Origin of the sequence: Streptomyces alboflavus, assembly GCF_000716675.1 — a bacterium.
In the GTDB taxonomy this organism is placed as follows: domain Bacteria; phylum Actinomycetota; class Actinomycetes; order Streptomycetales; family Streptomycetaceae; genus Streptomyces; species Streptomyces alboflavus.
In genome coordinates, this window is sequence record NZ_JNXT01000015.1 from 89,972 (window position 1) to 113,291 (window position 23,320).

Below are 23,320 nucleotides of genomic sequence, written 5' to 3' on the forward strand. Positions count from 1 at the left end.
CATGGGATGTCATGCTCGTGACATCAGAGGCGTACGAAGAGCGGTCATCGCCGTCCTGACGGCGCTGCTGCTGTCCGTGGGCTTCCTGCCCGCCACCGGAGCCACCGCCGCCGACAAGGCCCCGGCCTTCCGCGCGCTGCTGTTCACGGAGGCCGTCGGCTACGTCCACGACTCCATCCCCGCCGGCATCCAGATGGTCAAGGAACAGGCCGCGGCCAACGACTTCGAGGTCGTCCAGACCGACGACTCGACGGTCTTCGACGACGCCAAGCTCAAGGACTTCGACGTCATCGTCATGCTGCAGAACTCCGGCATGGTCTGGGACACCGACGCCCAGCGCGAGGCCGTGCAGAAGTACGTGCGCAGCGGCAAGGGCATCGTGGCCCTCCACAACACCCTCGACATGGGCATCGAGGACTCCTTCCCGTGGTGGGACGACACCGTCAACGGCGGCGCCCACATGCCCGCCCACTCCCCGGGCGTCCTCAAGGGCACCGCGAAGGTCGCCGACCACGTGCACCCCTCCACCAAGGGCCTCCCGCAGCGCTGGGAGCGCCCCGAGGAGTGGTACAACTTCGACAAGAACCCGCGCGGCGACGTCCACGTCCTGGTCTCCGCCGACGAGACGACGTACAACCCCGGCGGGTCCGCGATGGGCGCCGACCACCCCATCTCCTGGTGCCGCAACGCCGAGGGCGGCAAGGTCTGGGCCACCGCCATGGGCCACGACAAGGCCTCGTACAGCGAACCCGCCTTCCGCGACCACGTGCTCGGCGGCATCCAGTGGGCGGCGGGCAACAAGCCCGGTGACTGCGGCGGCACCGTCTGGTCCGGCTACGAGAAGATCGCCCTCGACGAGAACACCGCCGACCCGATGGAGCTGGACGTAGCCAAGGACGGCAAGGTCTTCTACGTCCAGCGCAGCGGCGAGGTGAAGATCTTCGACCCCAAGACACACGCCACCACCACCGCGGGCAAGGTCGACACCTACACCGGCGGCGAGGACGGCCTCGTCGGCATGGAGCTGGACCCGGCCTTCGCCAAGAACCGCTGGATCTACCTCTATTACGCGCCCAAGACGGCCAAGGACGACGTGAACCGCCTGTCGCGCTTCACCGTCAAGAAGGACAACACCCTCGACCTGGCCTCCGAGAAGAAGATCCTCGACGTCCCCGCCTACCGCGACCGCACCTTCCCCGAGCCCGGCCACACCGGCGGCGCCGTCGAGTTCGGCCCCGACCGCACCCTGTACCTGGGCGTCGGCGACGACGTCCCGCCGAACCTCGACCCGAACTGGCAGGGCTACGCGCCCCTCGACTGGCGCCCCGGCAAGCAGATGCTCGACGCCGCCCGCACGGCGGGCAACACCAACGACCTGCGCGGCAAGATCCTGCGCGTCAAGCCCAAGGACAAGGGCGGCTACGCCATCCCCAAGGGCAACCTCTTCAAGCCCGGCACGAAGAAGACCCGCCCCGAGATCTACGCCATGGGCTTCCGCAACCCCTTCCGCTTCACCGTCGACCCGAAGACGGGGGACGTGCACGTCTCCGACTACGGCCCCGACCGCGGCGCCCCCACCACCGACCGGGGTCCTGAGGGCCTGGTCGAGTACAACGTCATCAAGAAGCCCGGCAACTTCGGCTGGCCGTTCTGCCACGGCAACAACCAGGCGTACGCGCCCTACGACCCCGACACCCAGAAGCCGGGGCCGAAGTTCGACTGCGCGAAGCCGGTCAACCCCTCACCCAACAACACCGGCCTGAAGGACCTGCCGCCGCTGACGCTCCCCGAGGTCTGGTACGGCTACGGCGCCTCCAAGGAGTTCCCCGAGATGGGCACCGGCGGCTCCGCGCCGATGAGCGGACCCGTCTACCGCTACGACCCCAAGAACCCGTCCAAGACCAAGTTCCCGCAGTACTTCGACGGCGCGAACTTCTTCTACGAGTGGGCGCGCGACTCCGTGAAGGAGATGCGCTTCGACGACTCCGGCAAGCTCCTGAAGATCAATGACTTCCTGAAGTCGGCGAAGTTCGCCAAGCCCATGGACATGACCTTCGGACCCGACGGTTCGCTGTACGTCCTGGAGTGGGGCAGCGAGTTCGGCGGCGGCAACAACGACTCGGGTCTCTACCGGATCGACTACGCCCAGGGCCAGCGCATCCCCATCGCCAAGGCCAAGGCGTCCGCCACCAACGGACCCGTGCCCCTCAAGGCCGACTTCTCCAGCGAGGGCAGCAAGGACCCGGACGGCGACCCGCTCACCTTCGCCTGGGACTTCGACGGCGACGGCACCTACGACTCCACCGAGGCCAACCCCTCGCACACCTACACCACCAAGGGCGACTTCAACGCGCAGCTGAAGGTCACCGACTCCACGGGGAAGTCCGGCTACGCCAACATCCCCGTCACGGCGGGCAACACGGCGCCGAAGGTGACCGTCGAGACCCCCGTCGACGGCAAGCTCATCACCTTCGGCGACAAGATCCCGTACAAGGTGAAGGTCACCGACCCCGAGGACGGCGAGATCGACTGCTCCAAGGTCTTCGTGAACCCGGCCCTCGGCCACGACGACCACGAGCACCCGACCACCGACATCCCCGGCTGCGAGGGCACCGTCGACACCGGTGACCTGGGCGGCCACCCCGAGGGCGCCGACCTCACGTACGTCCTCAACGCCAAGTACACCGACAAGGGCGGGTCCGGGACGAGCGCCCTGACCGGCTACGGCCGCTCGGTCATGCATCCCAAGCACAAGCAGGCCGAGTACTACGACGACCAGTCGGGCACCCGGATCGTCTCGCAGGCGGGCGCCGAGAACGGCAAGCGCATCGGTGACGTCAGCAACGGCGACTGGATCGCGTTCGCGCCGATGAGCGTCGAGGGCGTCAGCAAGGTCGCCTACCGCATGTCGTCCCCGTACGGAGTGGGCTCCATCGAGCTCCGCGTGGACGCTCCCGACGGCAAGCTCCTCGCCACGACACCGGTGCTCAACACCGGAGGCTGGGACACGTACCAGAACACCCCGGCCGTCGACATCGAGGCCTTGACCGGCACCCACAAGCTGTACGTGGTTTTCAAGTCGCCGCAGGACAATTCCTTCGACGTGGACGCCGTCGCGTTCTCGGCCCCCGCGGGCTGACGACCGCGACACCCGTCTGCCCCGGTCGGCCGACCGGGGCAGACGCGTCCGACGCGGGGCCCGCGCACTGGTCACACGGGGGCCCGCGGCGCGCTCCCTGTCCAACAGCGCGCCGCGGGCCCCCGTCTCCCCGTCAGCGAGTGCCGACCGCCGCGCGCACGGCCCGGCGGGCCATCTGGCAGTCGTCGTGCAGCCGCCGCAGCAGCAGCCGCTGTTCCTCGCCGGACGGCGCGGCACCGGGGTGGGCCTGGCCCGATGCCGTCGGGGTCGGCTCGTGCAGCGTGCGCTGCACGGCTGTCTCGCACATCCTGATCTCCCTGGTGAGGACCAGCATCAGGTTGACCAGGAACGCGTCCCGCGCCGCCGGACCCGCCGCCTGGGCGAGCTGGCTGATGTCGCGGCGCGCCATGGGCGAGTCGCCGAGCACCGACCACAGCGTCGCCAGGTCATAGCCCGGCAGATACCAGCCCGCCTGCTCCCAGTCCACGAGGACCGGGCCCGCCGGGGACAGCAGCACGTTCGAGAGCAACGCGTCGCCGTGACAGAACTGCCAGGTCAGCTGCGGACCCGACGGGTGGGCGTGCGCTATCCCGTGCAGCAGCTTCTGCAGGTCGCCCATGTCGCGGTCCGTGAGGAGCCCCAGCTCGTGGCAGCGGGAGATCCGACGGCCGTAGTCCAGTGGCCTGCCGAACATCTCCTGCGGTGGCCGCCACTGGTTGAGGCGGCACACGGCTCCCATCGCCGCCCGGACGTCCGCGCGCGGCGGGGCGTCCGCGGGGTGGCGCTGCAGGGCCGCCACCCGGCCCGGTACCCGCTCGATCACCAGGGTGCAGTCGTCCGGGTCGGCCGCGATGAGACGCGGCACGCGCACCGGCGGACGATGCCTGACGAACGAGCGGTAAGCAGCTATTTCGTGCCGGATCCGCTCGGCCCACAGGGGCGAGTGGTCGAGCAGGCACTTGGCGACGACGGTGGCGCGCCCCGCCGTGCCGACCAGGAGCACGGTGCGCCCGCTGCGGCGCAGTACCTGCACCGGCTGGAACTCCGGACAGATGCGGTGCACCGAGGCGATCGCGGTGCGCAGTTGAGATCCCTGGGGCCCGGACAGGTCGAGTCTCCCGCTGAGCGGTCCGGCGCCGGGTGCCGGCACGCGCCGGGACCGGCCGGTGCCGAGCGGCGCGGCCGCCGGGCGCGCCGGGGCCAGATAGGGGCCGCCGCCGGTCAGCGGGACCTCCGCCGCGCGGGCCGGGCCGCGGGAGGAGGGGAGCGGGCGCAGCGGCCGAGGCGGGGCGGACACGGAGGACGATGCTGCGTACATGGGCGATACAGATCCCTTCGTGTGCCAGCGAGTTGCGGCGCCCTCCCGCCCCGGCCGCTGTGGGTGCACCCTGGGGAGTGCCTTGAGGCGGCCGGGTCGGGGTGGCGCACTCCTACCTGACACCCGTGAGCCCGTGGCACACCATGTGGCGCACCCTGGCGAACCCTGGCGAATAGTCGCTCAGCAACTGACAGACGGTTACTGTCAATTCAGCCGAGAACCTGGGGGCTTGACGTGAACGGACAACCCAACACCCGCCTGTCGGATCTCTTCGGCCTGGCGGGTTGGTCCAAGGGTGAACTCGCCAGAATGGTGAACCGGCAGGCAGCAGCGATGGGTCATCCGCAGCTGGCCACCGACACCTCGCGGGTGCGGCGCTGGATCGACATGGGAGAGATCCCGCGCGATCCGGTACCCAGGGTCCTGGCTGTTCTGTTCACCGAGCGTCTCGGCCGTGTCGTGACCATCGAGGACCTCGGTCTGGTCCGGCACGGGCGCGTAGGCAGACAGCGCGGCGACGGGAGCGTGGAATCCCCGGACGGCGTGCCGTGGGCGCCCGAGCGAACCGCCGCGGTCCTCACCGAATTCACGGGAATGGACCTCATGCTCAACCGACGCGGCTTGGTGGGCGCGGGTGCCGCGCTCGCCGCCGGCTCCGCACTCAGCAGCGCCATGCACGACTGGCTGCACACCGATCCGACCCTGAAGGCCGACGCCCCCCGCACCGACGACCCCCTGCACGCCGACCCCGCCGGATTCGACCGCTACGAGGCCGCCCCCATCGGGTCACAGGAGATCGAGGCCCTCGAGCGCTCGGTCGAGGTGTTCCGCGCCTGGGACGCGTCCCGGGGCGGCGGCCTGCAGCGCAAGGCCGTGGTGGGGCAGCTGAACGAGGTGGGCGGCATGCTCGCCTACCGTCACCCCGACCATCTCCAGCGGCGCCTGTGGGGCGTCGCCGCCAACCTCGCCGTCCTCGCGGGCTGGATGTCCCACGACGTCGGCCTCGAACCCACCGCCCAGAAGTACTTCGTGATCGCCGCGCACGCGGCCCGCGAGGGCGGCGACCGGCCACGCGCGGGCGAAGCCCTGTCCCGGGCCGCACGCCAGATGGTGCACCTGGGCAAGCCCGACGAGGCCCTGGACCTGATGAAGCTCGCCAAGTCCGGCTCGGGCGAGCAGACCCTGCCGCGCACCCAGGCGATGCTGCACACCATCGAGGCCTGGGCCCAGGCCTCGATGGGCAAGGGGCAGGCGATGCGGCGCACGCTCGGCCGGGCGGAGGACCTGTTCGTCTCCGACAAGGGCGACGTGCCACCGCCCAGCTGGATGCAGATGTTCGACGAGGCGGACCTGCACGGGATGCAGGCCCTGGCGTACCGCACCCTCGCCGAGCACGAGCCGGCCGCGGCGCAGCTCGCCCAGCGTCACGCCAAGGAGGCCATCGAGCTGCGCACCAAGGGCCGCGACCGCTCGACGATCTTCGACTACATCTCGCTGGCCTCGGCGTGCTTCATCGCCGACGACCCCGAGCAGGCCGACCGGTACGCGCGCCTGGCGCTGGTGTCGATGGGCGCCAACTCCTCGCACCGCACCTGGGACCGGCTGCGCGAGATGTACCGGCTCACCGGTCAGTACGCGGGCTATCCGAAGATCGAGGACCTGCGTGCGGAGATCAAGCAGGCGCTGCCCAGGGCGGCGGGTCGGCCGGGGGGAGGCAAGTGGGTCCGGGCCTAGCGCCCGGCCGGCGCGGGGCCGGTGGGTACGGCGGTGACGAAGTCGTGGCTAGGTCTTCGTCTTCGGCCGCACGGCCGGCCCGGTCCCCGGACCCGGCCACGAGCAGGCGAGCCCGGGCACGGACCGTCGGCCACCGGCCTCGGCCCAGACCACAAGCAGCGCTTGGCAACAGCGCCTAGGCCTCGACCTTGGCCACCAGCAGACAGGCGTCGTCCTCGCGCGGGGCCACGCCGAACTCCTCCACGGCGACCCGCACGCAGTCCTGTGCCACCTTCGCCTCGGCGAAGCGCGGTGCCAGGGCGAGCAGCCGGTGGGTCGCGGCCTCTCGGGAACGCCGCGGCACCAGGCCGTCGGTGTGCAGCAACAGCAGGTCGCCGGGGCGCAGTCGCTCCTGGGCCTGTTCGTAGGCGGCACCGGACGTCGCGCCGAGGAGCACGCCGTCCGGTGGTGTGAGCGCGCGCCCCGTCCCGCCGCGGAACAGCAGCGGGGCGGGGTGTCCCGCCTGCGCCCAGGTGAGGGTGTGCTCGTCGGCGTCGTACAGACAGCAGACGGCGCTGCCGAGTGCGGGCTGCACGGACGCGTCGAGTAACTGGTTCAGCCAGCCCATCAGACGGCCCGGGTCGGCGCCGGCGACGGCCATGCCGCGCAGGGCGCCGAGGAGCATCGCCATGCCGGAGGTGACCGTGACGCCGTGGCCGGTGAGGTCGCCGACGCTCAGCAGGGTGCGGCCGTCGGCCAGTTCGAGGGCGTCGTACCAGTCGCCGCCGATGAGGGCGGTCGAGGACGACGGGAGGTAGTGGGCGGCGAGGTCCAGGTTCGCGGAGCCGCCGTGCGGGAAGCGCAGGGAGCCGCGCCACGGCGGAAGGACGGCCTCCTGGAGTTCGACCGCGAGGCGGTGCTCGGTCTGCGCGATGTGGCGCTGGCGCTGCAGTGAGTCCCGGGTCTCGCGCACCACGCGCTGGCTGCGGCGCAGTTCGCTGACGTCTCTGAGGACCGCCCACATGGAGGCGGTGGAGCCGTCGGGGGCGAGCACGGGCTCGCCCATCATGTGCACCTGGCGCACGACGCCGTCGGGGCGGACGACGCGGAACTCGCCGTCGATCGGCTTGCCGTCGACCAGGCAGTCCGTGACCATCGCCGTCAGCATCGGCTGGTCGTCGGGGTGGACCAGGGAGGGCAGCTCGTCGAGGGAGAGGGGCGGCGCGGACGGGTCCCGGCCGAGGATCTGGAACAGCTCGCCGGACCAGGTGGCCTCGTCGGTGAGGAGGTTCCACTCGGCGCTGCCGACCCGGCTGAGCAGGGAGCCGTGCTGCGGCTCCGGCCGCGCGGGCCCGGTGTCCGGGGTGTGGGTGCGCGGCGGGCCGTCCCGCAGCTGGGCCAAGTGTCCGTGCAGGTCGTTGAGTTGATGCACCGCCAGCTCGCACAGGGCGCGCTGCCAGCGGCCCGTGGGGTCGCTGTGGTCGGCCACGGCTTCGCGGCGCACGGCGTCGACCTCGCCCCGCAGTCGGCGCGTCTGCGAGATGAGCGCGTCGACCGCGCCGTGCTCCTGCGGCCGGTCGGGGCGGTCCGCGAACACATGGGACGGCATGGGGTGCTCCGTTGACGATGCGGTGCGACCGGGGTTGCTGTGGGGATCGCCGGTCATGGCTCCTCGACCGGTAGCGGTGTGGCGTTCGTACTGGCCTTCGTGCGTCGGGTACGTGACGTACGCGCGTGACGGGGGTGACGTGCGTGCCGGGTTCCGTACTGACTTCAGTGACAACTCTTCGACCGGTAACGACTCTGGCACAGCGCGCCCACGCTCGTAAGGGATTTGGCAACACCCGATGCGGTGGTGCTTCTGGCATATGTCGCTGTCCTTGCGATGGCAGCACCTGACATGCGGGCCTGGTCGTCGCCTGTCGGGACGCCCGCCGGGTCCTGTTGACCTCAAGTCCACTTGAGGTTGTTGAGTTGCTTCTGGCGGCGAGAACGTCGCCCCGGAGGGATCCGGTGACGAGCATCCGGTCGGTCGGACCGGGTGAGGAGAGGGCGCGGTCATGACGAACGAGATCCTTGTGGTGGGGGCCATTCCGGCGCGGACCCAGGCGGCGGTGACGGCAGTGGTGAAGGATCTGGAGCAGGCCTTCAACGCCCATGACCCCGTCGCCCTGAGCGAGCAGTTCGCCCGGGAGACGTCCTGGACCAACGCGGTGGGCACGCGCCTCGACGGCCGCGCGGCCATCGCCGAGTTCAGCGGTCCCGCGATGAAGGGCTTCCTGCGCGACTCCTACGCCCGCTACGACGTCGTCAAGCTCCTGGAGATCACGCCCGAGGTGATCGGCGTGAACGTGCGGCAGACCCCCACGGACAGCTCCGGGAACCCGGTCGCGGGCCCTCACGGAGTGACGACCTACGTGATCGCGCGGCAGCAGGAGGGCTGGAAGATCGTCGTCGGCCAGAACCTCCCGGTGGACGCCCCGCCCGCCGCCTGAGCCGGACGTCCGCGGGCCGGGACACCGACGGGGGTGGTGTCCCGGCCGTCCGCGGGGCCCGGCGCCCGGCCCCGTCAGCCGTGCAGGTAGCGCAGCACCGCGAGGACCCGCCGGTTGGCGTCGTGCGACGCGGGCAGGCCCAACTTGTCGAAGACCGCGGCCACGTGCTTCTCGACCGTGCCCGCCGAGACCACGAGGGTCTGGGCGATGGCGGCGTTCGAGCGGCCCTCGGCCATCAGCGAGAGGACCTGCCGCTCGCGGGGGGTGAGCGGCGCGAGCTCCGCCGCGTGCCGGCTCGCGCCCGCGAGCTGGGTGACGACCTCCGGGTCGAGCGCGGTGCCGCCGCCGGCCACCCGGGCCAGCGCGTCGGTGAACTCGGCGATGTTGGCTACCCGGTCCTTGAGCAGATAGCCGACGCCCGCCGACCCGGCCGCGAGCAGCCGCGTGGCGTACTTCGTCTCGACGTACTGGGAGAACAGGAGCACGCCGGTGCCCGGGTGGTCGCGCCGGATGTCGATGGCGGCGCGCAGGCCCTCGTCGGTGTGCGACGGCGGCATCCGGATGTCGACGACCGTGACGTCCGGGCGGTGTTCGGCGACGGCGGCCCGCAGCGCGTCGGCGTCGCCGACGGCCGCGCACACCTCATGGCCGCGCTCCACCAGCATCTGAGCCAGCAGTTCCCGCAGGACGGCGGCATCCTCGGCGATCACGACACGCATGTCGAAATGATCTCACGCGTGCGGCGGCAGCTCGACGACGACCGTCGTCGGCCCGCCTTCGGGGCTGTCCACGCGCAGGCTCCCGTCGACCGTGCGCACCCGCTGCGTCAGCCCCGTCAGGCCGCTGCCCGCGCCGACGGCGGCGCCCCCGCGCCCGTCGTCGGTCACGCTCAGCCGCAGCACGCCGCCGGCGCTCGCGCCGTCGTCGGCCGCGCTCTGCGTGACGGTGATCACGACCTGCGACGCGCCGCTGTGCTTGATGACGTTCGTGAGGAGTTCGGCCGCGCAGAAGTACGCGATGGTCTCGATGGCGGGGGTCGGGCGCCGGGGGACGTCCGTGGTCAGGTCGACGGGCACGGTGCTGCGGGCGGCGAGGGTGGCGAGGGCGTCGGGCAGGCCGTCGTCGAGGACCGGGGGGTGGATGCCCCGGGCAAGGTCGCGCAGTTCGGTGAGGGCTTCGGTGGCGTTGCGGTGCGCGCCGTCGACGAGTTGGCGTACGCGGTCGAGGTCGACGGGCTCGTCACGGCTCCCGCCGTCCGGCGCGCCGAGGCGTTCCTTGATCATGTCCAGGCCCATGGCCACCGCCACGAGCCGTACCTGCGCGCCGTCGTGCAGATCGCGCTCGACCCGGCGGAGGAGCGCCACCGAGTCGTCCACCGCGAGCGCCCGGGTCTCCTCCAGGTCCCGTACGCGCGCCGCCAGGCGGTTCGGCCCGAGCAGGGTGCGCAGCAGCCGCCGGTCGGCCTCCACGACGAGCCGCGTCGTCCACGGCGCGAGCAGCAGCAGCGCGAGGCCGAGCGGAACCGCCACGAACGTACCGGCGAGGCTGTGCACCTCGAAGCCGCCGATCGGGACGGGCGTGAGGACGGGCATGCCGCCCCCTTCGGCGGGCGCCTCCTGCTGCCCGAACACGCCCCACCGCAGCGGCGCCGTGAGATTGATCAGGCCCGTGACCCAGAAGAGCACCGCGTACATGCCGAGGGCGCCCACCGGCAGTTTCACCAGGACGTACCAGACGGCCCGCCAGCCCGCGACGTCCCGCAGCCGCGCGTCGAGGCGGCCGAACACCCCGGAGCCGGGGCGCGGCGGCACCGGAGCCGGCACCCGCTCTCCCAACAGCCCCGACGCGAGCCCCCGGTTCAGCCCGCCGAGCCCGCGCGCCAGCCACAGGCACCCCACCAGGACCAGCACGCCGATCACCGCGCCCACCAGAGACACCGTCAGACCCGCGCCCAGCGCGAGGAGCACGAGCAGCACGACACCGCCCGCCAGACTCAGCGGGAACGCCAGCAGGCAGTACGCCGCCTCGGCCCAGGCGCGACGGGTGAGCGGGGCGCGCAGGACCGTGGCGACGCGCGCCCCGAGCGCGCCGGGTGCGGGGTGCGGGGTGGTGGGCCGGGCGGTACGTGAGGAGTCGTGCATGGTGATCATTTTCCAGTCAGGCGTCGCGGTGGGCCAACAGCCGGGCGCCCGCGCCGAGGGTGACGGCCACGTACAGGCACAGCACGGCGAAGCCGGTCCAGGGCGTGAGCATGTCGGCGACGGGCTTGGCGACGGCCAGGGAGTTCCCGGCGATCATCGTCGGGAAGAACTTCGCGACGGTCGGGCCCGAGAGGCCGCCGATGACCGCGGGCAGCACGAAGGTGACGCCGACGAGCGCGGCGATGGCGCTCGCGGTGTGCCGGGTCAGGGCGCCGATGCCGATGCCGAGCAGCCCGACGAGGCTCAGGTAGGCGCCGGCGAGCAGCACCGCCCGCAGCACGCCCGGGTCGCCGATGCCGGGGCGCGGCACGCCGTCGGCGAGGGCCGCGCGGCCCGCGAAGAACGTCACGAGGGCGACCGCCTCGCCCACGACCAGCGTGACGGTGCCGTACACGGCCGCCTTGGCCGCGAGCATCGTGCGCCGGTCGGGGACGGCGGCGAGCGTGGAGCGGATGGAGCCGCAGGAGTACTCCCCGGTGACGACGAGGACACCGAGCACGCCGACGACCAACTGGCCGAGCGCGACGCCCGCGAGCACGTTGTTCGTCGGGTCGAACACGGCGGCCTTGGCGGGCGACGGCGCCTTGGTGTGCGCCATCGTGACGACTCCGACGGCGACCATGCCCGCGACGGTGAGCAGCAGCGCCCACGCCGTGGAACGCAGACTGCGGAGCTTGATCCACTCCATGCGGGCCGCGCGCGCGAAGGGGGTCGAGTGCACGGTGGGGACGAGGGCGGTCATTGGGGGTTCCTCCCGGGCTCGATGTGGGACGCGTTCTCGTGGCGGGCGGTGGGGTGGGCCGTGCCCTGGTACGCGGACGCGGATTCCGTCAGGGCGAAGAACGCCTCCTCCAGCGACCGCCCGCGCCCGGTCAGCTCCCGCACGGACGTGTCCGCGAGCAGCCGCCCCTGCCCGATCACCACCAAGTGGTCCGCGGTGAGCGCCATCTCGCTGATGAGGTGGCTGGAGAGCAGCACCGTGCGGCCCTCCGCGGCGAGCGACCGCATCAGGTCCCGGATCCAGCGCACGCCCTCCGGGTCGAGCCCGTTCACCGGCTCGTCGAACAGCAGCACCCCGGGGTCGCCGAGCAGCGCGGCCGCGATCCCGAGCCGCTGCGCCATGCCGAGCGAGTACGTTCCGGCGCGGCGCCCGGCGACGTCGCTCAGGCCAACGGTGGCGAGGACCTCGTCGACGCGCGCGGCCGGGAGGTCAGCCGCCGCGGCCAGGGCGGCCAGGTGCGCCCGCGCGCTGCGCCCCGGGTGGAACGTGCGCGCTTCGAGGAGCGCGCCCACCTCGCACAGGGGCCGCCGCAGTCCGGCGTAGGGGCGGCCCGCGATCAGCGCGTGTCCGGCGTCGGGGCGGTCGAGCCCCATGATCATGCGCATGGTGGTCGACTTGCCCGAACCGTTCGGGCCGAGGAAGCCCGTCACGGCGCCGGGTGTCACGTCGAAACGCAAGCCGTCGACGGCGGTGTTCGGCCCGTACCGCTTGGTCAGGCCCTTGACCTCGATCATCACTGCTCCTGCCGGGAACCTGGCGTTGTCATGTCGCTCACGCTAGGTCTGGGGCAGGCACCGCCGTAACGCGGCTTTCCTCCGACTGAGCTGGGGGTTTTCCCCCAGGGGCGGGGCGTCGGCGTTGCCTCAGCCGGGGCTGTGGACGCGCATGCGGTCGGACCAGCGCACGACGAGCGGTACGAACTGGCCGACGACCAGGAGGAGGGCTCCCACGACGAGCCAGCCCGGCTCGCCCCAGCCGAGGCAGAGCACGCCGAGCAGGGGCGGCCCGACCGCGTTGGACAGGCCCTGGCCGATGGCGAACAGACCCGAGTACTGGCCCTGCGCGTGCTCCGGGGCGAGGCCGAAGGACAGCTCGAACGAGGCGGCGGCGTGCCACAGTTCGCCCATGGTGTGGACGACCACGCCGAGCACGATGACGACCACGGCGACCCAGCCGGGCGCGCCGCCCGCCGCCGCGATGAGGGCGGTGGCGAGCAGGAACGCCACCCCGGCGCGGCGCGCCACCCGCCCGGCCGACGCGTTGCTGACCACGCCACGGCTGACCCGTACCTGCAGGCAGACCACGAGGGCGGTGTTGACCGCGACGCTCGCGCCGACGAACCAGCGCGGCGCGTCGGTGTGCCCGATGATCCACAGCGGCAGGGCGAAGATCAGCACCTGGTTCTGGATGGTCATGATGCCGTCCAGGGCGGTGAGCGTCACGTACGGCTTGTCCTTGAGGGCAGGCCAGCGGCTGCCTTCCGGCGGGACGGGTTTGGGTGCCACGGACGGAATGCGGGAGGCGACGGCCGCGGAGAGCAGGAACATGACGGCGGTGCCGAGGATGAGACTCACGTACGCGGTCCTGGTGTCCACCTGGACGGCGACGCCGGCCGCGAGGGCTCCGCAGCCGACGGCGATGTTGTTGAGGGCGCGCAGGTAGGAGCGGTAGCGGGTGGGGTTCGGGGCGCCGAGGGTGCGGGTCAGCGGGCCGCGGGCGGCCGTACCGGCCGAGGTGGCGAGTTCGACCACGCACACGCACGCGACCAGGGAGATGAAGGACTGCACGAACACCAGTCCCGCCACGGCGAGGGCCTGCACGACGACCGCGAGCCGGAAGACCTCGCGCGGGCCGCGCCGGTCGGCCAGGCGGCCCACGGGGATGCCGGCGGCGAGCCCGATCAGCGCGGCGGCGCCGAGGGCCAGTCCGACCTGGGAGACCGGGAGGCCCACGGAGCGGGTGAAGAACAGTGCGGCCCCGGCGATGAAGAGGCCCTTGCCTATCTGGTTGACGAAGGTCGCGGCGGCGAAGACGCGTTTGGGGCTCGTCTCGGGGATGAGGCCGCGGGCCACCAGCCAGGCCGCCGGCCCTCCTCCCCTGTCCTCCGCGGCCGCCGTCTCGGCCCCTTCGCTGTGCTCGGGTTGCCTGCTGGTGTCCAACTGGCTGTCCTTCCGGATCAAGGGCATCGGCGTTCCGGGCGTGCGAGACGGCTTTCCCTCTCGCGGGATCGCGCACTACGGTATGGATTTGATACCGGTATCTTCAACGAAACTGGGAGCAGCAATGGGCAAGGCGTACAACGTGATGGCGGCGACCTGCCCGAGCCGCACGGTGCTGCATCGCATCGGCGCCCGCTGGACCGTGTTCGTCGTCAACGCTCTTGACGAAGGGCCGCGCCGCTTCGGTGAATTGAAGGGGCACATCCGGGGCATCACCCCGAAGGTCCTGACCGAAACGCTGCGTTCTCTGGAAGCCGACGGTTTGATCAGCCGTCATGAGTTCGACGAGAATCCGCCTCGCGTCGAGTACGCCTTGACACCGTTGGGCCGCTCCCTGCTTGTCCCGCTCCGCGCCGTTCGGCTCTGGGCCGAAGAGCATGTGCGGGACATCGAGGCGGCGCGGGCCCGCCAGCCGATTCTCTGACGCCTGGGGCCGGGCGCCAACCGATCTGATGAGGGCCGGTCAGGAGGCGAGTCCGGCGTATTGGGCGTAGAGGGCGGCTTGCGTGCGGTGGGTGGCGCCGATCTTCAGGTAGATGCTGCTGAGGTGGTTCTTCACGGTCTTCTCGGATATGCCGAGTTCGCGGGCGATGAGTCGGTTGCTCAACCCCAGGGCGAGGAGGCGGAGTACGCCCTGCTCGCGTGCGGTGAGGGTGGGGCAGGCGGGTTGTGCGTGCTTCTCGGGGGTGGGAGTGGTCTCCGGGGCGTACGGAGCTGCTTCCCCGGGGCCGATCAGGCCGATCTGCCGGGCGTAGAGGGCGGCTTGCGTGCGGTGGGTGGCGCCGATCTTCAGGTAGATGCTGCTGAGGTGGTTCTTCGCGGTCCTCTCGGATATGTCGAGTTTCCGGGCGATGAGTCGGTTGCTTAATCCCAGGGCGAGGAGGCGGAGTACGTCTGCCTCCCGGCAGGTGAGTTTTACGGCCGACGTCAAGGAAATCTCCCCCGTGTGAGCGCGTCAGATCGCTCGTAGACGAAAACGGGAACGCTGCAAAGAATCGGAGGCGCGACTGGAAAGCGGCGCGCATCGTGCCGACGGGGCGTCCCACTTGACGCTCGAGTCCTAGACCGAATCTGCTCAAGCGTGGCTCGAAAGCTACACGCTTCAGCGGGCAGTTGGTAGTGCTTCTCGGTTGAATCATGGATTGTTTGTGAAAGGAGACATCGGCGAAGGTCGTGAATTGGCCATGATCATGCCTGGTGCGACGGGGGAGTGGTGACGGAATTCGGGGGTCCGTCAAAAAGGTGTTGGCGGAATTCCAGGGTCCGTCCAGCGTCGTCGACGGAATTCCAGGGTCCGTCCAGCGTCGTCGACAGAATTCCGGAATCCGGCCGCCTCACACCCGCCAGTCGCCCACGATCCGCAGCAGACGGTCGTTCTCCTCGGGAGTGCCGATGGTGATCCGCACCCCCTCGTCACCGAAGGGCCGCACCATGACTCCCGCCGCCGCGCACGCGTCGGCGAACGCCGGTGTCTGCGAACCGAGGCGCAGCCAGACGAAGTTGGCCTGGCTGTCGGGGATGTCCAGGGCCGCGGCCCGCAGGGCGCGGGTGACCCGGGCGCGCTCGGCCACCAGGGTGCGTACCCGCTCAAGGAGCTCGGATCCCGCGTTCAGCGAGGCCCGCGCGGCGGCCTGGGCGAGTCCGCTGACGCCGAACGGCACGGCGCAGGCCCGCAGCGCGGCCGCGACCGGCGGATGTGCGACCGCGTACCCGACGCGCAGTCGCGCAAGGCCGTACGCCTTGGAGAAGGTGCGCAGCACGGCGACGTTGGGGCGGTCGCGGTGGAGCACGATGCCGTCGGGCACGTCCCTGTCGTCGACGAACTCGCGGTACGCCTCGTCGAGCACCACGAGGACGTGACCCGGCACCCGGTCGAGGAAACACCTGAGCTCAGCGCGGCGCACGGCCGTGCCGGTCGGATTGTTGGGGTTGCACACGAGGATCAGACGGGTCCGGTCGGTCACCGCGTCGGCCATGGCCTCCAGGTCGTGCCGCTCGTCACGCAGCGGAACCCGCACCGAAGTCGCCCCCGTGCCCCAGACGAGCAGCGGGTACGCCTCGAACGACCGCCAGGCGAAGAGGACTTCGTCCCCGTCGCCGGCCGCGGCGCGCAACAGGTCCCTGGTGACCCCGAGAGATCCGGTGCCGGGCACGAGGTGCTCCCGGGGCACCGCGAGAGCGGACGACAGCTCCGCGACCAGCTCGCCGCTCGCCGGATCGGGATAGCGGTTGACGCGCTCCAGCTCCGCGCGCACGGCGGCGACGACCGACGGCAGCGGAGGGTAGGGGTTCTCGTTCGACGACAGCTTGTCCACCAGGTCGCTGGGGGCGGCGCGGCCGGGGACGTAGCGCGGCAGCCCGGAGACGTCGGCGCGCAACCGGACGGGGCGCGCGGGCGGGAGATCCGGCCCGCGCGCCGACACCTCTGCCACGGTCAGCCGACGGTCTCGGCGGGTGCGTTCTCCTCCTCCACGGCAGCCGTCCGCACTCCCGCCCTGGCGAACTCCTCCAGGAACGTGGGGAAGGACAGCCGGACGTCCTCGAAGCCGGAGAACCGGTTGGCGGACCGCATCCGCAGGCCCGCCACGAACAGCGACATGAAGATGCGGTGGTCGCCCCAGCTGGACAGCGTCACTCCGCCGGGGTACGTCCGCGCGCCGCGGACCTCGAAGCCGTCGCAGATCCCGTCGTCGTACAGGACCTCGATGTCCACGCCCGCGCGCGTCAGTTCGGCGGCCATGGCTTCGATGCGGGACGCCTTGTGGAAGCGGGTGAGACGGCCGCCGGTCACCCGCAGGCTGCCCCGCACGTACGCCCCGAGGGCGGCGAGCGTGGGCACGATGTTCGGGCAGTCCCGCGCGTCCACCTCGAAGTCGCCGCACAGGCTGCCCGGCGGGTTGTCGACGGTCAGCGACGAGGTGGCCCGGTCGAAGGTGACGCTCACTCCGAGGCGCTCCAGGATCGGGACGATCGCGAACTCGCCCTGCATGCTGTCGCCGTACACGTTCGTCAGGACGGTCCGGCCCGGGAAGAGCGCGGCGGCGGCCAGCAGGTACGAGGCCGAGGTGTAGTCCTCGCGCGTGGTGACGTCCTGGGCCTGGTAGGAGGAGGGCTCCACCTGGAAGTGCCGCAGGTCCTCTGACGCGGAGACCTTGATGCCCGCGTCGGTCAGGCTCGCCAGCGTCTGCCGGATGTACGACGGGGAGTAGACCTCGCCCGTCACCTCGATCTCCACCGGTCCTTCGGCGAGCGGCGCGGCGAACAGGATGGCGGTGATGAACTGCGAGCTGATGTCGCCCGGCAGCCGGCACGTGCCGCCCTTCAGGCCGCGTCCCCAGTTGACGACCGGGGCCTTGTTCTCGCTGACGATCGACTCGATGTCCGCGCCGAGCTCGCGCAGCGCCTGCAGCAGGGGCTCCATCACGCGGTTGCGCAGGGTCGCGTCGCCCGTCACCACGACCGGAGACGGCTGTACGGAGGCCAGCGCCGTCACGATGCGGAACACCAGACCCGAGCCGTGGGCCCGGATGACGCGCTGGACGTGCGGGAACGACTGCCCGATGCCCTGGATCTCCAGGAATCCCTCGTGCTCGACTATCTTGGCGCCGAAGGCGCGGCAGGCGTTCTTCATGGTCTCCGTCTCGTCGCAGCGGAGATCGTTGAAAACCCGTGACGTGCCATCGGCCAGTGTGCCGGTAAGAATTGCCCGTTGCGTCTCCGGTTTCGAAGAAGGGACGCGGAACGTTCCGGAAAAGGAATCGACCGGATCAACCTGCAGCAGCATCCTCGTATCTCCCGTTTCCCATCATTCGCCCGACGGTGGGGGCGCGGTATGAATTCTGTGTCCCGCGCACTGCGCGGGCAATAGGCCCAATTGCCCATGGTGTGTTTCCCTCAGGCCAGGAACCGGAAGGACCTCTCGTAATAGACCATGGGGGTCCCCGCGCCCTCACTCAGGCGCGCGCCCGATACCCGCCCGATCAGGATCGTGTGGTCACCGGCCGGGTGCCGGGCGTACATGTCGCAGTCCAGCTCGACCAGCGCGCCCGCCACCGCCGGTAGTCCGCCGGGCGTACGGGACAGGCCGTCCGCTGCGAACTTGTCGGCGCCCTTGGTCGCGAACCGCTCGGCCAGCGGCCGGTGTTCGGGACCGAGCACACTCACCGCGAAGCGCCCGCAGGAGGCGAACGTCGCGAAGGAGTCGGCCGACTTCGCCAGACAGACCAGGACCAGCGGCGGACGCAGCGAAACCGAACAGAAGGAACTCGCCGTGAAGCCGCGCGGCGAGCCGCCGTCGCCCAGAGTCGTCACCACCACGACCCCGGCCGCGAACCGGGCCATCGCGTCCCGGAAGTCCTCCGAACTCGCCCGCCGTACCGTCTCTGTCCTCTGCTGCGTCACGGCAGCACCACCACCTGTCCCGCGGAATTTCCGTCCGGTTTCGAAGCCCAGTCGCAGGGCCGTGTCCCCGTTGCGCGCGGCAGTGGCGATATCCGCGGAGCGAGAACATGTCATCCCACCGCTTGCCGCTTCGCTGTCGGGCGGCAGTTCGGGAATAGTCGCCTCCGGCGGTGGGGGCGCGACAAGAATTTTGTGTCCCGGGCGCTGCGCGGGCAATAGGTCCATCTGCCCATGGCGTTTCCCGCACGGCGTTCCGGACCCTGTCGCGCTCTCGGCCGGCAGCGGGTCTTCGCGGGCCCGAAGCACCTGCTGCCGGGGGCGTTGGGACTTAGGTCCTATTCTGGCCGAGCCGGACCCATGCCAGGCTGAGGCAGCGCGAAGAACGCGTGGGGGACCGTTCCCGGTATTCAGGTCCGGGTTCATTCTTCGGTTCCGAAAGGCCCGCCGTCGCTGCCGCCGTCAACCGGCCGCCCGGCCGGTCACGTCCCTGCATCCTGTGAACCGTGAGGACACATCCATGTCCGGCGCCATCCTGTACTTGAACCGCTGGCCCTTGTACGAGGACGAGCGGCGCTGGGAGAACCGCCTCGCCGCTCCCGAGATCGTCTTCGACCCGGAGACCGACCGCGTCACGTACGTGTGCGACGAGGGCGGCCGCGCCGGAGTGCCCGCCGACGCCGAACGGGTCCACGTCGTACGGGACTTCGGCGACCTGGATGCCGTCCTCGCGCTCGTCGACGCCGTCGTTCGCGACGAAGGCCCGTTCGACCACGTCATCGGCTTCTCCGAGATGCTTCTCGACCTCGCGGCGACCCTGCGCGAGCGGTACCGCGTCCCGGGCGCGACCCCTGAGGAGACCTCCCGCTTCCGCGACAAGACCGTCATGAAGGAGACGGTGTCGCGGGCCGGCCTCCGCGTGCCGCGCTGGGCACCCTGCCGCACCGAGGCCCAGATGCTCGCGGCTGCCGAGGAGTTCGGCTACCCCGTGATCGTCAAGCCGGTGCGCGGGGCGTCGAGCCAGGGCGTGCGCGAGATCGCCTCGGCCGGGGAACTGCGGGCCCTGTGCGCCGAACGGAGCCTGCACGACCTCGAGGTCGAGGAGTTCGTACGGGGCGAGATCCTGCACGTCGACGGCGTCCTGGACGCCGGGGGCAAACCGCTGTTCCTGTGCACCTCGCGCTACGTCTCCACCTGCCTGGACTTCGAGCTCCAGGGCGAACCGCTCGGCTCGGTCCTCCAGACGGACCCCGCGGTGCGCGGCCGCTGCGAGGACTTCGCCCTCAAGTGCCTGACCGCGCTCGGTCTGCGCGGCTCCGCCTTCCACCTCGAACTCTTCGACACCGGCGACGAGCTGGTGTTCCTGGAGGTCGGGGCGCGGGTGCCGGGCGCCGAGGTGCCGTACGTCATCCACGACGTCCATGGCGTGAACCTCTTCCGGCTGTGGGTCGACGTGCTGCTCGGCCGCCCGGTGGAGCCGCCGGTCACCGACCCGGATCTCGGCGGCGGCTGGCTGATCGTCCCGGGGCCGAGGCCGCTGCCCCAGCGGGTCACCGCGGCCACCTCGCTGCTGGGTGACGTGCCGTATGTGTACCGCGAGTTGGTGCCGAGGGCGGGTGAGGTCCTGGTCTCCCGGCCCGGTTCGTACGCCACGCTCCAAGGCGGCCGCTTCCTGTTCCGGGGCGGCACCCAGGAGCAGATCGAGCGGGCTGTGCGCCAGGCGCGGGCGCGGTACCGCCTGACGACCGAGCCCGTCGCGTAGGGCGCCCGAACCATCTCGTGCCACTCGTGCCAACGGCAATCCGACCGTCGAGTCCATGGAGGAAGACGTGGATCAGTTGAACCACGCGGAGCTGGTCGACAAGAACTTCGTACTGTTCGCCGAAGGGTGCTTCGGACTCTTCACGAGCAAGATCGCCGCCTCGCTGATCCGCTACCGCGGCGACCGCTGCGTCGCCGTGATCGACAGCCGCAAGGCCGGCCACACCGTCCAGGACGTCCTCGGCTACGGCGGCGCGATCCCGATCGTCGGCCGCGTCGAGCACGTGCTGCCCCTGCGCCCCGAGGTCATGGTCATCGGCAAGGGACTGCACTCCGCCGAACTGCCCTCGGGATGGAAGCCGCACCTCCTCGCGGCCGTCCGCAACGGACTCCACCTGATCAACTCGATCCACTACCGCCTCACCGACGACCCGGACATCGCCCGCGCCGTCCGCGCGCAGGGCGTCACCGTGTGGGAGACCAAGGACTCCCCGACGGTGCCGCTCAACCGGGCCCGCGTCCTGGACCTGGACACCTGGGTCATCCACACGTGCGGCAGCGACTCCAACATCGGCAAGAAGACCGCCGCCCTGCAGATCTGGCACGAGGCCAACCGCACCGGCACCCCCACCGGCTTCGCCGCCACCGGCCAGACCGGCATGCTGATCTCCGGACACGGCATCGCGGTCGACGGCGTACCCGGCGACTTCATGGCCGGCGCGGTCGAGCACGTCGTCATGGAGGCCGCCGCCGGCAACGAGTGGGTCGTCGTCGAGGGCCAGGGCTCCCTCAACCACATCGGGTTCAGCGGCGTCGCCCTCGCCATCCTCCACGGTGCCCTGCCGCACGCCCTGGTCTTCTGCCATCGCCTCGGCGCCGAGCGGACCAAGGTCTGGGAGACGCCCATCATCCCCATCCCCGAGCTCATCCGCATGAACGAGGAGCTCACCGTCTTCGAACGGCCCGCCGAGGTCGCCGCCGTCAGCGTGAACAGCGTCGGCTTCAGCGAGGAGGACTACCGCCGGGAGGCCGAGAAGCTGGAGGCCGACACCGGACTGCCCGTCGTCGACCCGGTCCGCGAGGGCGGCGCCGCCCGGCTCGTGGACATCCTGCGCGCCCACCGGCAGCGGACCGCGGACCGGCAGCTGGTCCGCCAGCGATGACGGCAGACCCGGGACTTGGAGGAGATGCACCCATGAAGAAAGCGATCCTGCTCCTCATGCACCAGGGCAAGTCGTACACCGAGGAGGTCGCCGCGGCCACCACCGGGCTCGGCCTGACCCTGGTCGCCCTCAGCTCCCGGCCGGAGCTGCCGGAGGCCCTGGAGGCGAGCCGCCGCCACCTGGCGGACTGCGTGGTCACCGAGGAACCCGAACTGCACTCCGGCGACGTCGAGAAGGCCGTGCGCGAACTCGCCGACCGTGGCTACCGCGTCGAGGCCGCCCTCGCCACCTTCGAGGGCTACCGGCTCCTGATGGCCGAACTCAACGACCGGCTCGGCGCGCGCGACTGCGCCGAACCCGCGCTGCGCCTCTGCCTCGACAAGTACGCACTGCGCCGCCACCTCTTCGCCGAGAAACTGAGCGACGTCCGCGTCCACCGGATCACCCCGGGCTCGCCCCCCGAACTCGACGCCTCCGCACGCTGGTTCGTGAAGCCGGTGCGCGGTGCCTCGTCCTTCGCGACCTTCGTCCTGGACGACGTCGAGGACCTGGCCGACCTGCCCGCGATCCAGGAACAGATGCGCGCCGACCGGCGCATGAAGGCGATCTTCATGGACCGGTACGACTTCCTGGTCGAGGAGTACGTCGAGGGACCCGAGTTCAGCTTCGAGACGTTCCTCCTCGACGGCCGGGTCCACCACCTGTGCGTCCACGAGAAGGCCCGGGTGGAACGCTTGGAGCGGACCGTCCTGGAGGGGATGTCGGTCAGCCCGCCCGTGAGCCTCGGCCGTGACCTCGTCCTGGAGGGATCCGACCACGTCACCCGCTGCCTCGCCGCCCTCGCGGGGCACGGTCTGACCGACGGCGCCTTCCATGTCGAGGTCAAGTACTGGGAGTCGAGGAAGCGCTGGGAGATCATCGAGATCAACCCCCGCATGGGCGGCAGCCTCATCAACGCCAGCGTCCAGACCGTCACCGGGCACTCCCTCCTCGACCTGTGGACCGAGTCCCTGCTGCTCCCCGACGACGCGCGGGACGCCTTCCACGACCGGCTCGCCCACGCCTCCCAGCTGGAGGCCCTGCGCACCGGCGCGCCCACCCGGGCGACCGTGTTCCTCAGCAAGTACGGCGAGAAGGGGCGGACCGTCGACGCGATCCGCTTCGAGCCGCCCACCCGCCCGCCCCGGATCCTGCGGGTCCATGTGGCGGAGGGAACCGAACTCGAGGCGTCCGACCGGGGGATCTGCCTGATGGACGCCCTCTGGGACGCCGACTCCGACCGCCTGGACGCCGAGACCGACTTCCTCGACCGACACGCGACGGACCACTTCCACGTCCGCTACCGCTGACCCAGAAGGAGAACCACCATGAACCGTGTGCGGAGCACCGGGATCACCCACCCGAAGCCGTTCTACGACGAGGAGCAGAGCCGTCTGAAGAAGGCCGAGCTCGACCGCTACCTGGACAAGAAGATGGCGGAGTGGAAGGCCACCGTTCCCTTCGCCTCCCACCTGACCGAGCCCGAACTCCACCAGGCGTACTACCGCCGCACCCTCATCGAACACGTGTGGCGGATCCGCCTCTCCCGGGTCAGCCAGTCCAAGGCCATCTACAAGATCGCCCAGGTCGCGCCCAGGGCCGCCCGCGACTACGCGCAGTACCAGGCCGACGAGATGCTCCACGACAAGCTGTACATCAGCGACGCCGCGGCCGCCGGCGTCACCGAGGAGGAGATCCTCGCCACCGAGCCCTACCTCTCCACCCGCCTCTTCGAGGGCTTCTTCTACTACGCCCTGGAACACGAGTCGGCCCTCGCCCCGGTCGTCTCCAACTACCTGGTGGAGTACACCCAGATCAAGCTCCAGCCGGCCATCGTCGACAACCTCCAGAAGCGCCTCGGCAAGGAGAACGTCAAGGGGCAGGCCGCCCACCTCCACGTCGACAGCACCGAGGACCACTCGCAGGAGATGTGGGACATCCTCCGCCAGCTGATCTTCAGCGAGGAGGACTTCCAGCAGGTGTTCAAGTACATCGACGACGTCCAGGACATCCTCGCGATGTTCTTCCGGGAGATCTACGAGGACACCGTCGCCCGGCACGCCGCATCGGCCGTGTGACCCGCACCTTCCGGC

General features: G+C 70.9%; 19 protein-coding genes. 8 read left to right on the top strand and 11 right to left on the bottom strand.

Annotation, left to right across the window (positions count from 1 at the left end; translation table 11 throughout):
* Window position 1 precedes the first annotated feature (1 nt).
* Window positions 2-3,139, top strand: coding sequence for a ThuA domain-containing protein (locus OO63_RS13595; RefSeq protein WP_030357407.1), 3,138 nt, complete (start codon window positions 2-4; stop codon window positions 3,137-3,139).
* A 133-nt stretch (window positions 3,140-3,272) separates the two neighbouring features.
* Here the strand turns inward: OO63_RS13595 and OO63_RS13600 are convergent, their stop codons facing one another.
* On the bottom strand, window positions 3,273-4,457 hold the full coding sequence (locus tag OO63_RS13600; protein WP_030357406.1) for an aminoglycoside phosphotransferase family protein: 1,185 nt from the start codon (window positions 4,455-4,457) through the stop codon (window positions 3,273-3,275).
* Window positions 4,458-4,691: 234 nt separating this feature from the next.
* Here OO63_RS13600 and OO63_RS13605 point away from each other — a divergent pair, with 234 nt between their 5' ends.
* Window positions 4,692-6,191 carry a DNA-binding protein NsdB gene (locus OO63_RS13605; protein ID WP_030357405.1) on the top strand — a complete coding sequence of 500 codons (1,500 nt, stop codon included), beginning with the start codon at window positions 4,692-4,694 and terminating at the stop codon, window positions 6,189-6,191.
* A gap of 175 nt (window positions 6,192-6,366) precedes the next feature.
* Here the strand turns inward: OO63_RS13605 and OO63_RS13610 are convergent, their stop codons facing one another.
* Window positions 6,367-7,779 (bottom strand): PP2C family protein-serine/threonine phosphatase, encoded by a 1,413-nt coding sequence (locus OO63_RS13610; RefSeq protein ID WP_030357404.1) that lies wholly within the window; start codon window positions 7,777-7,779, stop codon window positions 6,367-6,369.
* 451 nt (window positions 7,780-8,230) lie between these two features.
* Between OO63_RS13610 and OO63_RS13615 the strand changes: the two genes are divergently transcribed.
* Window positions 8,231-8,665, top strand: a complete 435-nt coding sequence (locus OO63_RS13615) for an SgcJ/EcaC family oxidoreductase (protein WP_030357403.1) — start codon at window positions 8,231-8,233, stop codon at window positions 8,663-8,665.
* A gap of 74 nt (window positions 8,666-8,739) precedes the next feature.
* On the opposite strand, the gene OO63_RS13620 is transcribed toward OO63_RS13615, so the two are convergent.
* From OO63_RS13620 to OO63_RS13640, 5 genes are all read right to left on the bottom strand, one after another.
* Window positions 8,740-9,384, bottom strand: a complete 645-nt coding sequence (locus OO63_RS13620; RefSeq protein WP_030357402.1) for a response regulator transcription factor — start codon at window positions 9,382-9,384, stop codon at window positions 8,740-8,742.
* Between the two features lie 12 nt (window positions 9,385-9,396).
* Complete coding sequence (locus tag OO63_RS13625; RefSeq protein WP_030357401.1) at window positions 9,397-10,806, bottom strand: sensor histidine kinase; 1,410 nt, start codon at window positions 10,804-10,806, stop codon at window positions 9,397-9,399.
* Window positions 10,807-10,822: 16 nt separating this feature from the next.
* Window positions 10,823-11,608 carry an ABC transporter permease gene (locus OO63_RS13630; RefSeq protein WP_051810833.1) on the bottom strand — a complete coding sequence of 262 codons (786 nt, stop codon included), beginning with the start codon at window positions 11,606-11,608 and terminating at the stop codon, window positions 10,823-10,825.
* Window positions 11,605-12,381 (bottom strand): ABC transporter ATP-binding protein, encoded by a 777-nt coding sequence (locus OO63_RS13635; RefSeq protein WP_030357399.1) that lies wholly within the window; start codon window positions 12,379-12,381, stop codon window positions 11,605-11,607. Before OO63_RS13635 ends, OO63_RS13630 begins: the two co-directional genes overlap by 4 nt.
* 129 nt (window positions 12,382-12,510) lie before the next feature.
* Window positions 12,511-13,806 (bottom strand): MFS transporter, encoded by a 1,296-nt coding sequence (locus tag OO63_RS13640; RefSeq protein ID WP_199819462.1) that lies wholly within the window; start codon window positions 13,804-13,806, stop codon window positions 12,511-12,513.
* A 124-nt stretch (window positions 13,807-13,930) separates the two neighbouring features.
* Between OO63_RS13640 and OO63_RS13645 the strand changes: the two genes are divergently transcribed.
* Complete coding sequence (locus OO63_RS13645) at window positions 13,931-14,290, top strand: winged helix-turn-helix transcriptional regulator (RefSeq protein ID WP_030357397.1); 360 nt, start codon at window positions 13,931-13,933, stop codon at window positions 14,288-14,290.
* Window positions 14,291-14,329: 39 nt separating this feature from the next.
* Here OO63_RS13645 and OO63_RS42195 read toward each other — a convergent pair whose 3' ends face one another.
* The 4 genes from OO63_RS42195 to OO63_RS13665 all read right to left on the bottom strand — a co-directional run bounded on the left by OO63_RS42195 (window position 14,330) and on the right by OO63_RS13665 (window position 18,267).
* Window positions 14,330-14,797: a helix-turn-helix domain-containing protein gene (locus tag OO63_RS42195; protein WP_051810834.1), complete on the bottom strand. Its 468-nt coding sequence runs from the start codon at window positions 14,795-14,797 to the stop codon at window positions 14,330-14,332.
* A 403-nt stretch (window positions 14,798-15,200) separates the two neighbouring features.
* Window positions 15,201-16,289, bottom strand: a complete 1,089-nt coding sequence (gene hisC / locus OO63_RS13655) for a histidinol-phosphate transaminase (RefSeq protein WP_051810843.1) — start codon at window positions 16,287-16,289, stop codon at window positions 15,201-15,203.
* A gap of 11 nt (window positions 16,290-16,300) precedes the next feature.
* Complete coding sequence (gene aroA / locus OO63_RS13660; protein WP_051810835.1) at window positions 16,301-17,650, bottom strand: 3-phosphoshikimate 1-carboxyvinyltransferase; 1,350 nt, start codon at window positions 17,648-17,650, stop codon at window positions 16,301-16,303.
* Between the two features lie 110 nt (window positions 17,651-17,760).
* On the bottom strand, window positions 17,761-18,267 hold the full coding sequence (locus OO63_RS13665) for a flavin reductase (RefSeq protein WP_030357393.1): 507 nt from the start codon (window positions 18,265-18,267) through the stop codon (window positions 17,761-17,763).
* 517 nt (window positions 18,268-18,784) lie between these two features.
* On the opposite strand from OO63_RS13665, the gene OO63_RS13670 reads away from it, so the two are divergent.
* Genes OO63_RS13670 through OO63_RS13685 form a run of 4 tightly spaced genes read left to right on the top strand, consistent with a single transcriptional unit; the run spans window position 18,785 to window position 23,305 of the window.
* A complete protein-coding gene (locus OO63_RS13670) occupies window positions 18,785-20,026 on the top strand; it encodes an ATP-grasp domain-containing protein (RefSeq protein WP_030357392.1) in 1,242 nt (413 codons plus the stop codon).
* 55 nt (window positions 20,027-20,081) lie between these two features.
* Complete coding sequence (locus tag OO63_RS13675) at window positions 20,082-21,188, top strand: DUF1611 domain-containing protein (protein WP_030357391.1); 1,107 nt, start codon at window positions 20,082-20,084, stop codon at window positions 21,186-21,188.
* Between the two features lie 32 nt (window positions 21,189-21,220).
* On the top strand, window positions 21,221-22,537 hold the full coding sequence (locus OO63_RS13680) for an ATP-grasp domain-containing protein (protein ID WP_030357390.1): 1,317 nt from the start codon (window positions 21,221-21,223) through the stop codon (window positions 22,535-22,537).
* 18 nt (window positions 22,538-22,555) lie between these two features.
* Window positions 22,556-23,305, top strand: a complete 750-nt coding sequence (locus tag OO63_RS13685) for an iron-containing redox enzyme family protein (RefSeq protein WP_030357389.1) — start codon at window positions 22,556-22,558, stop codon at window positions 23,303-23,305.
* Window positions 23,306-23,320 lie beyond the last annotated feature (15 nt).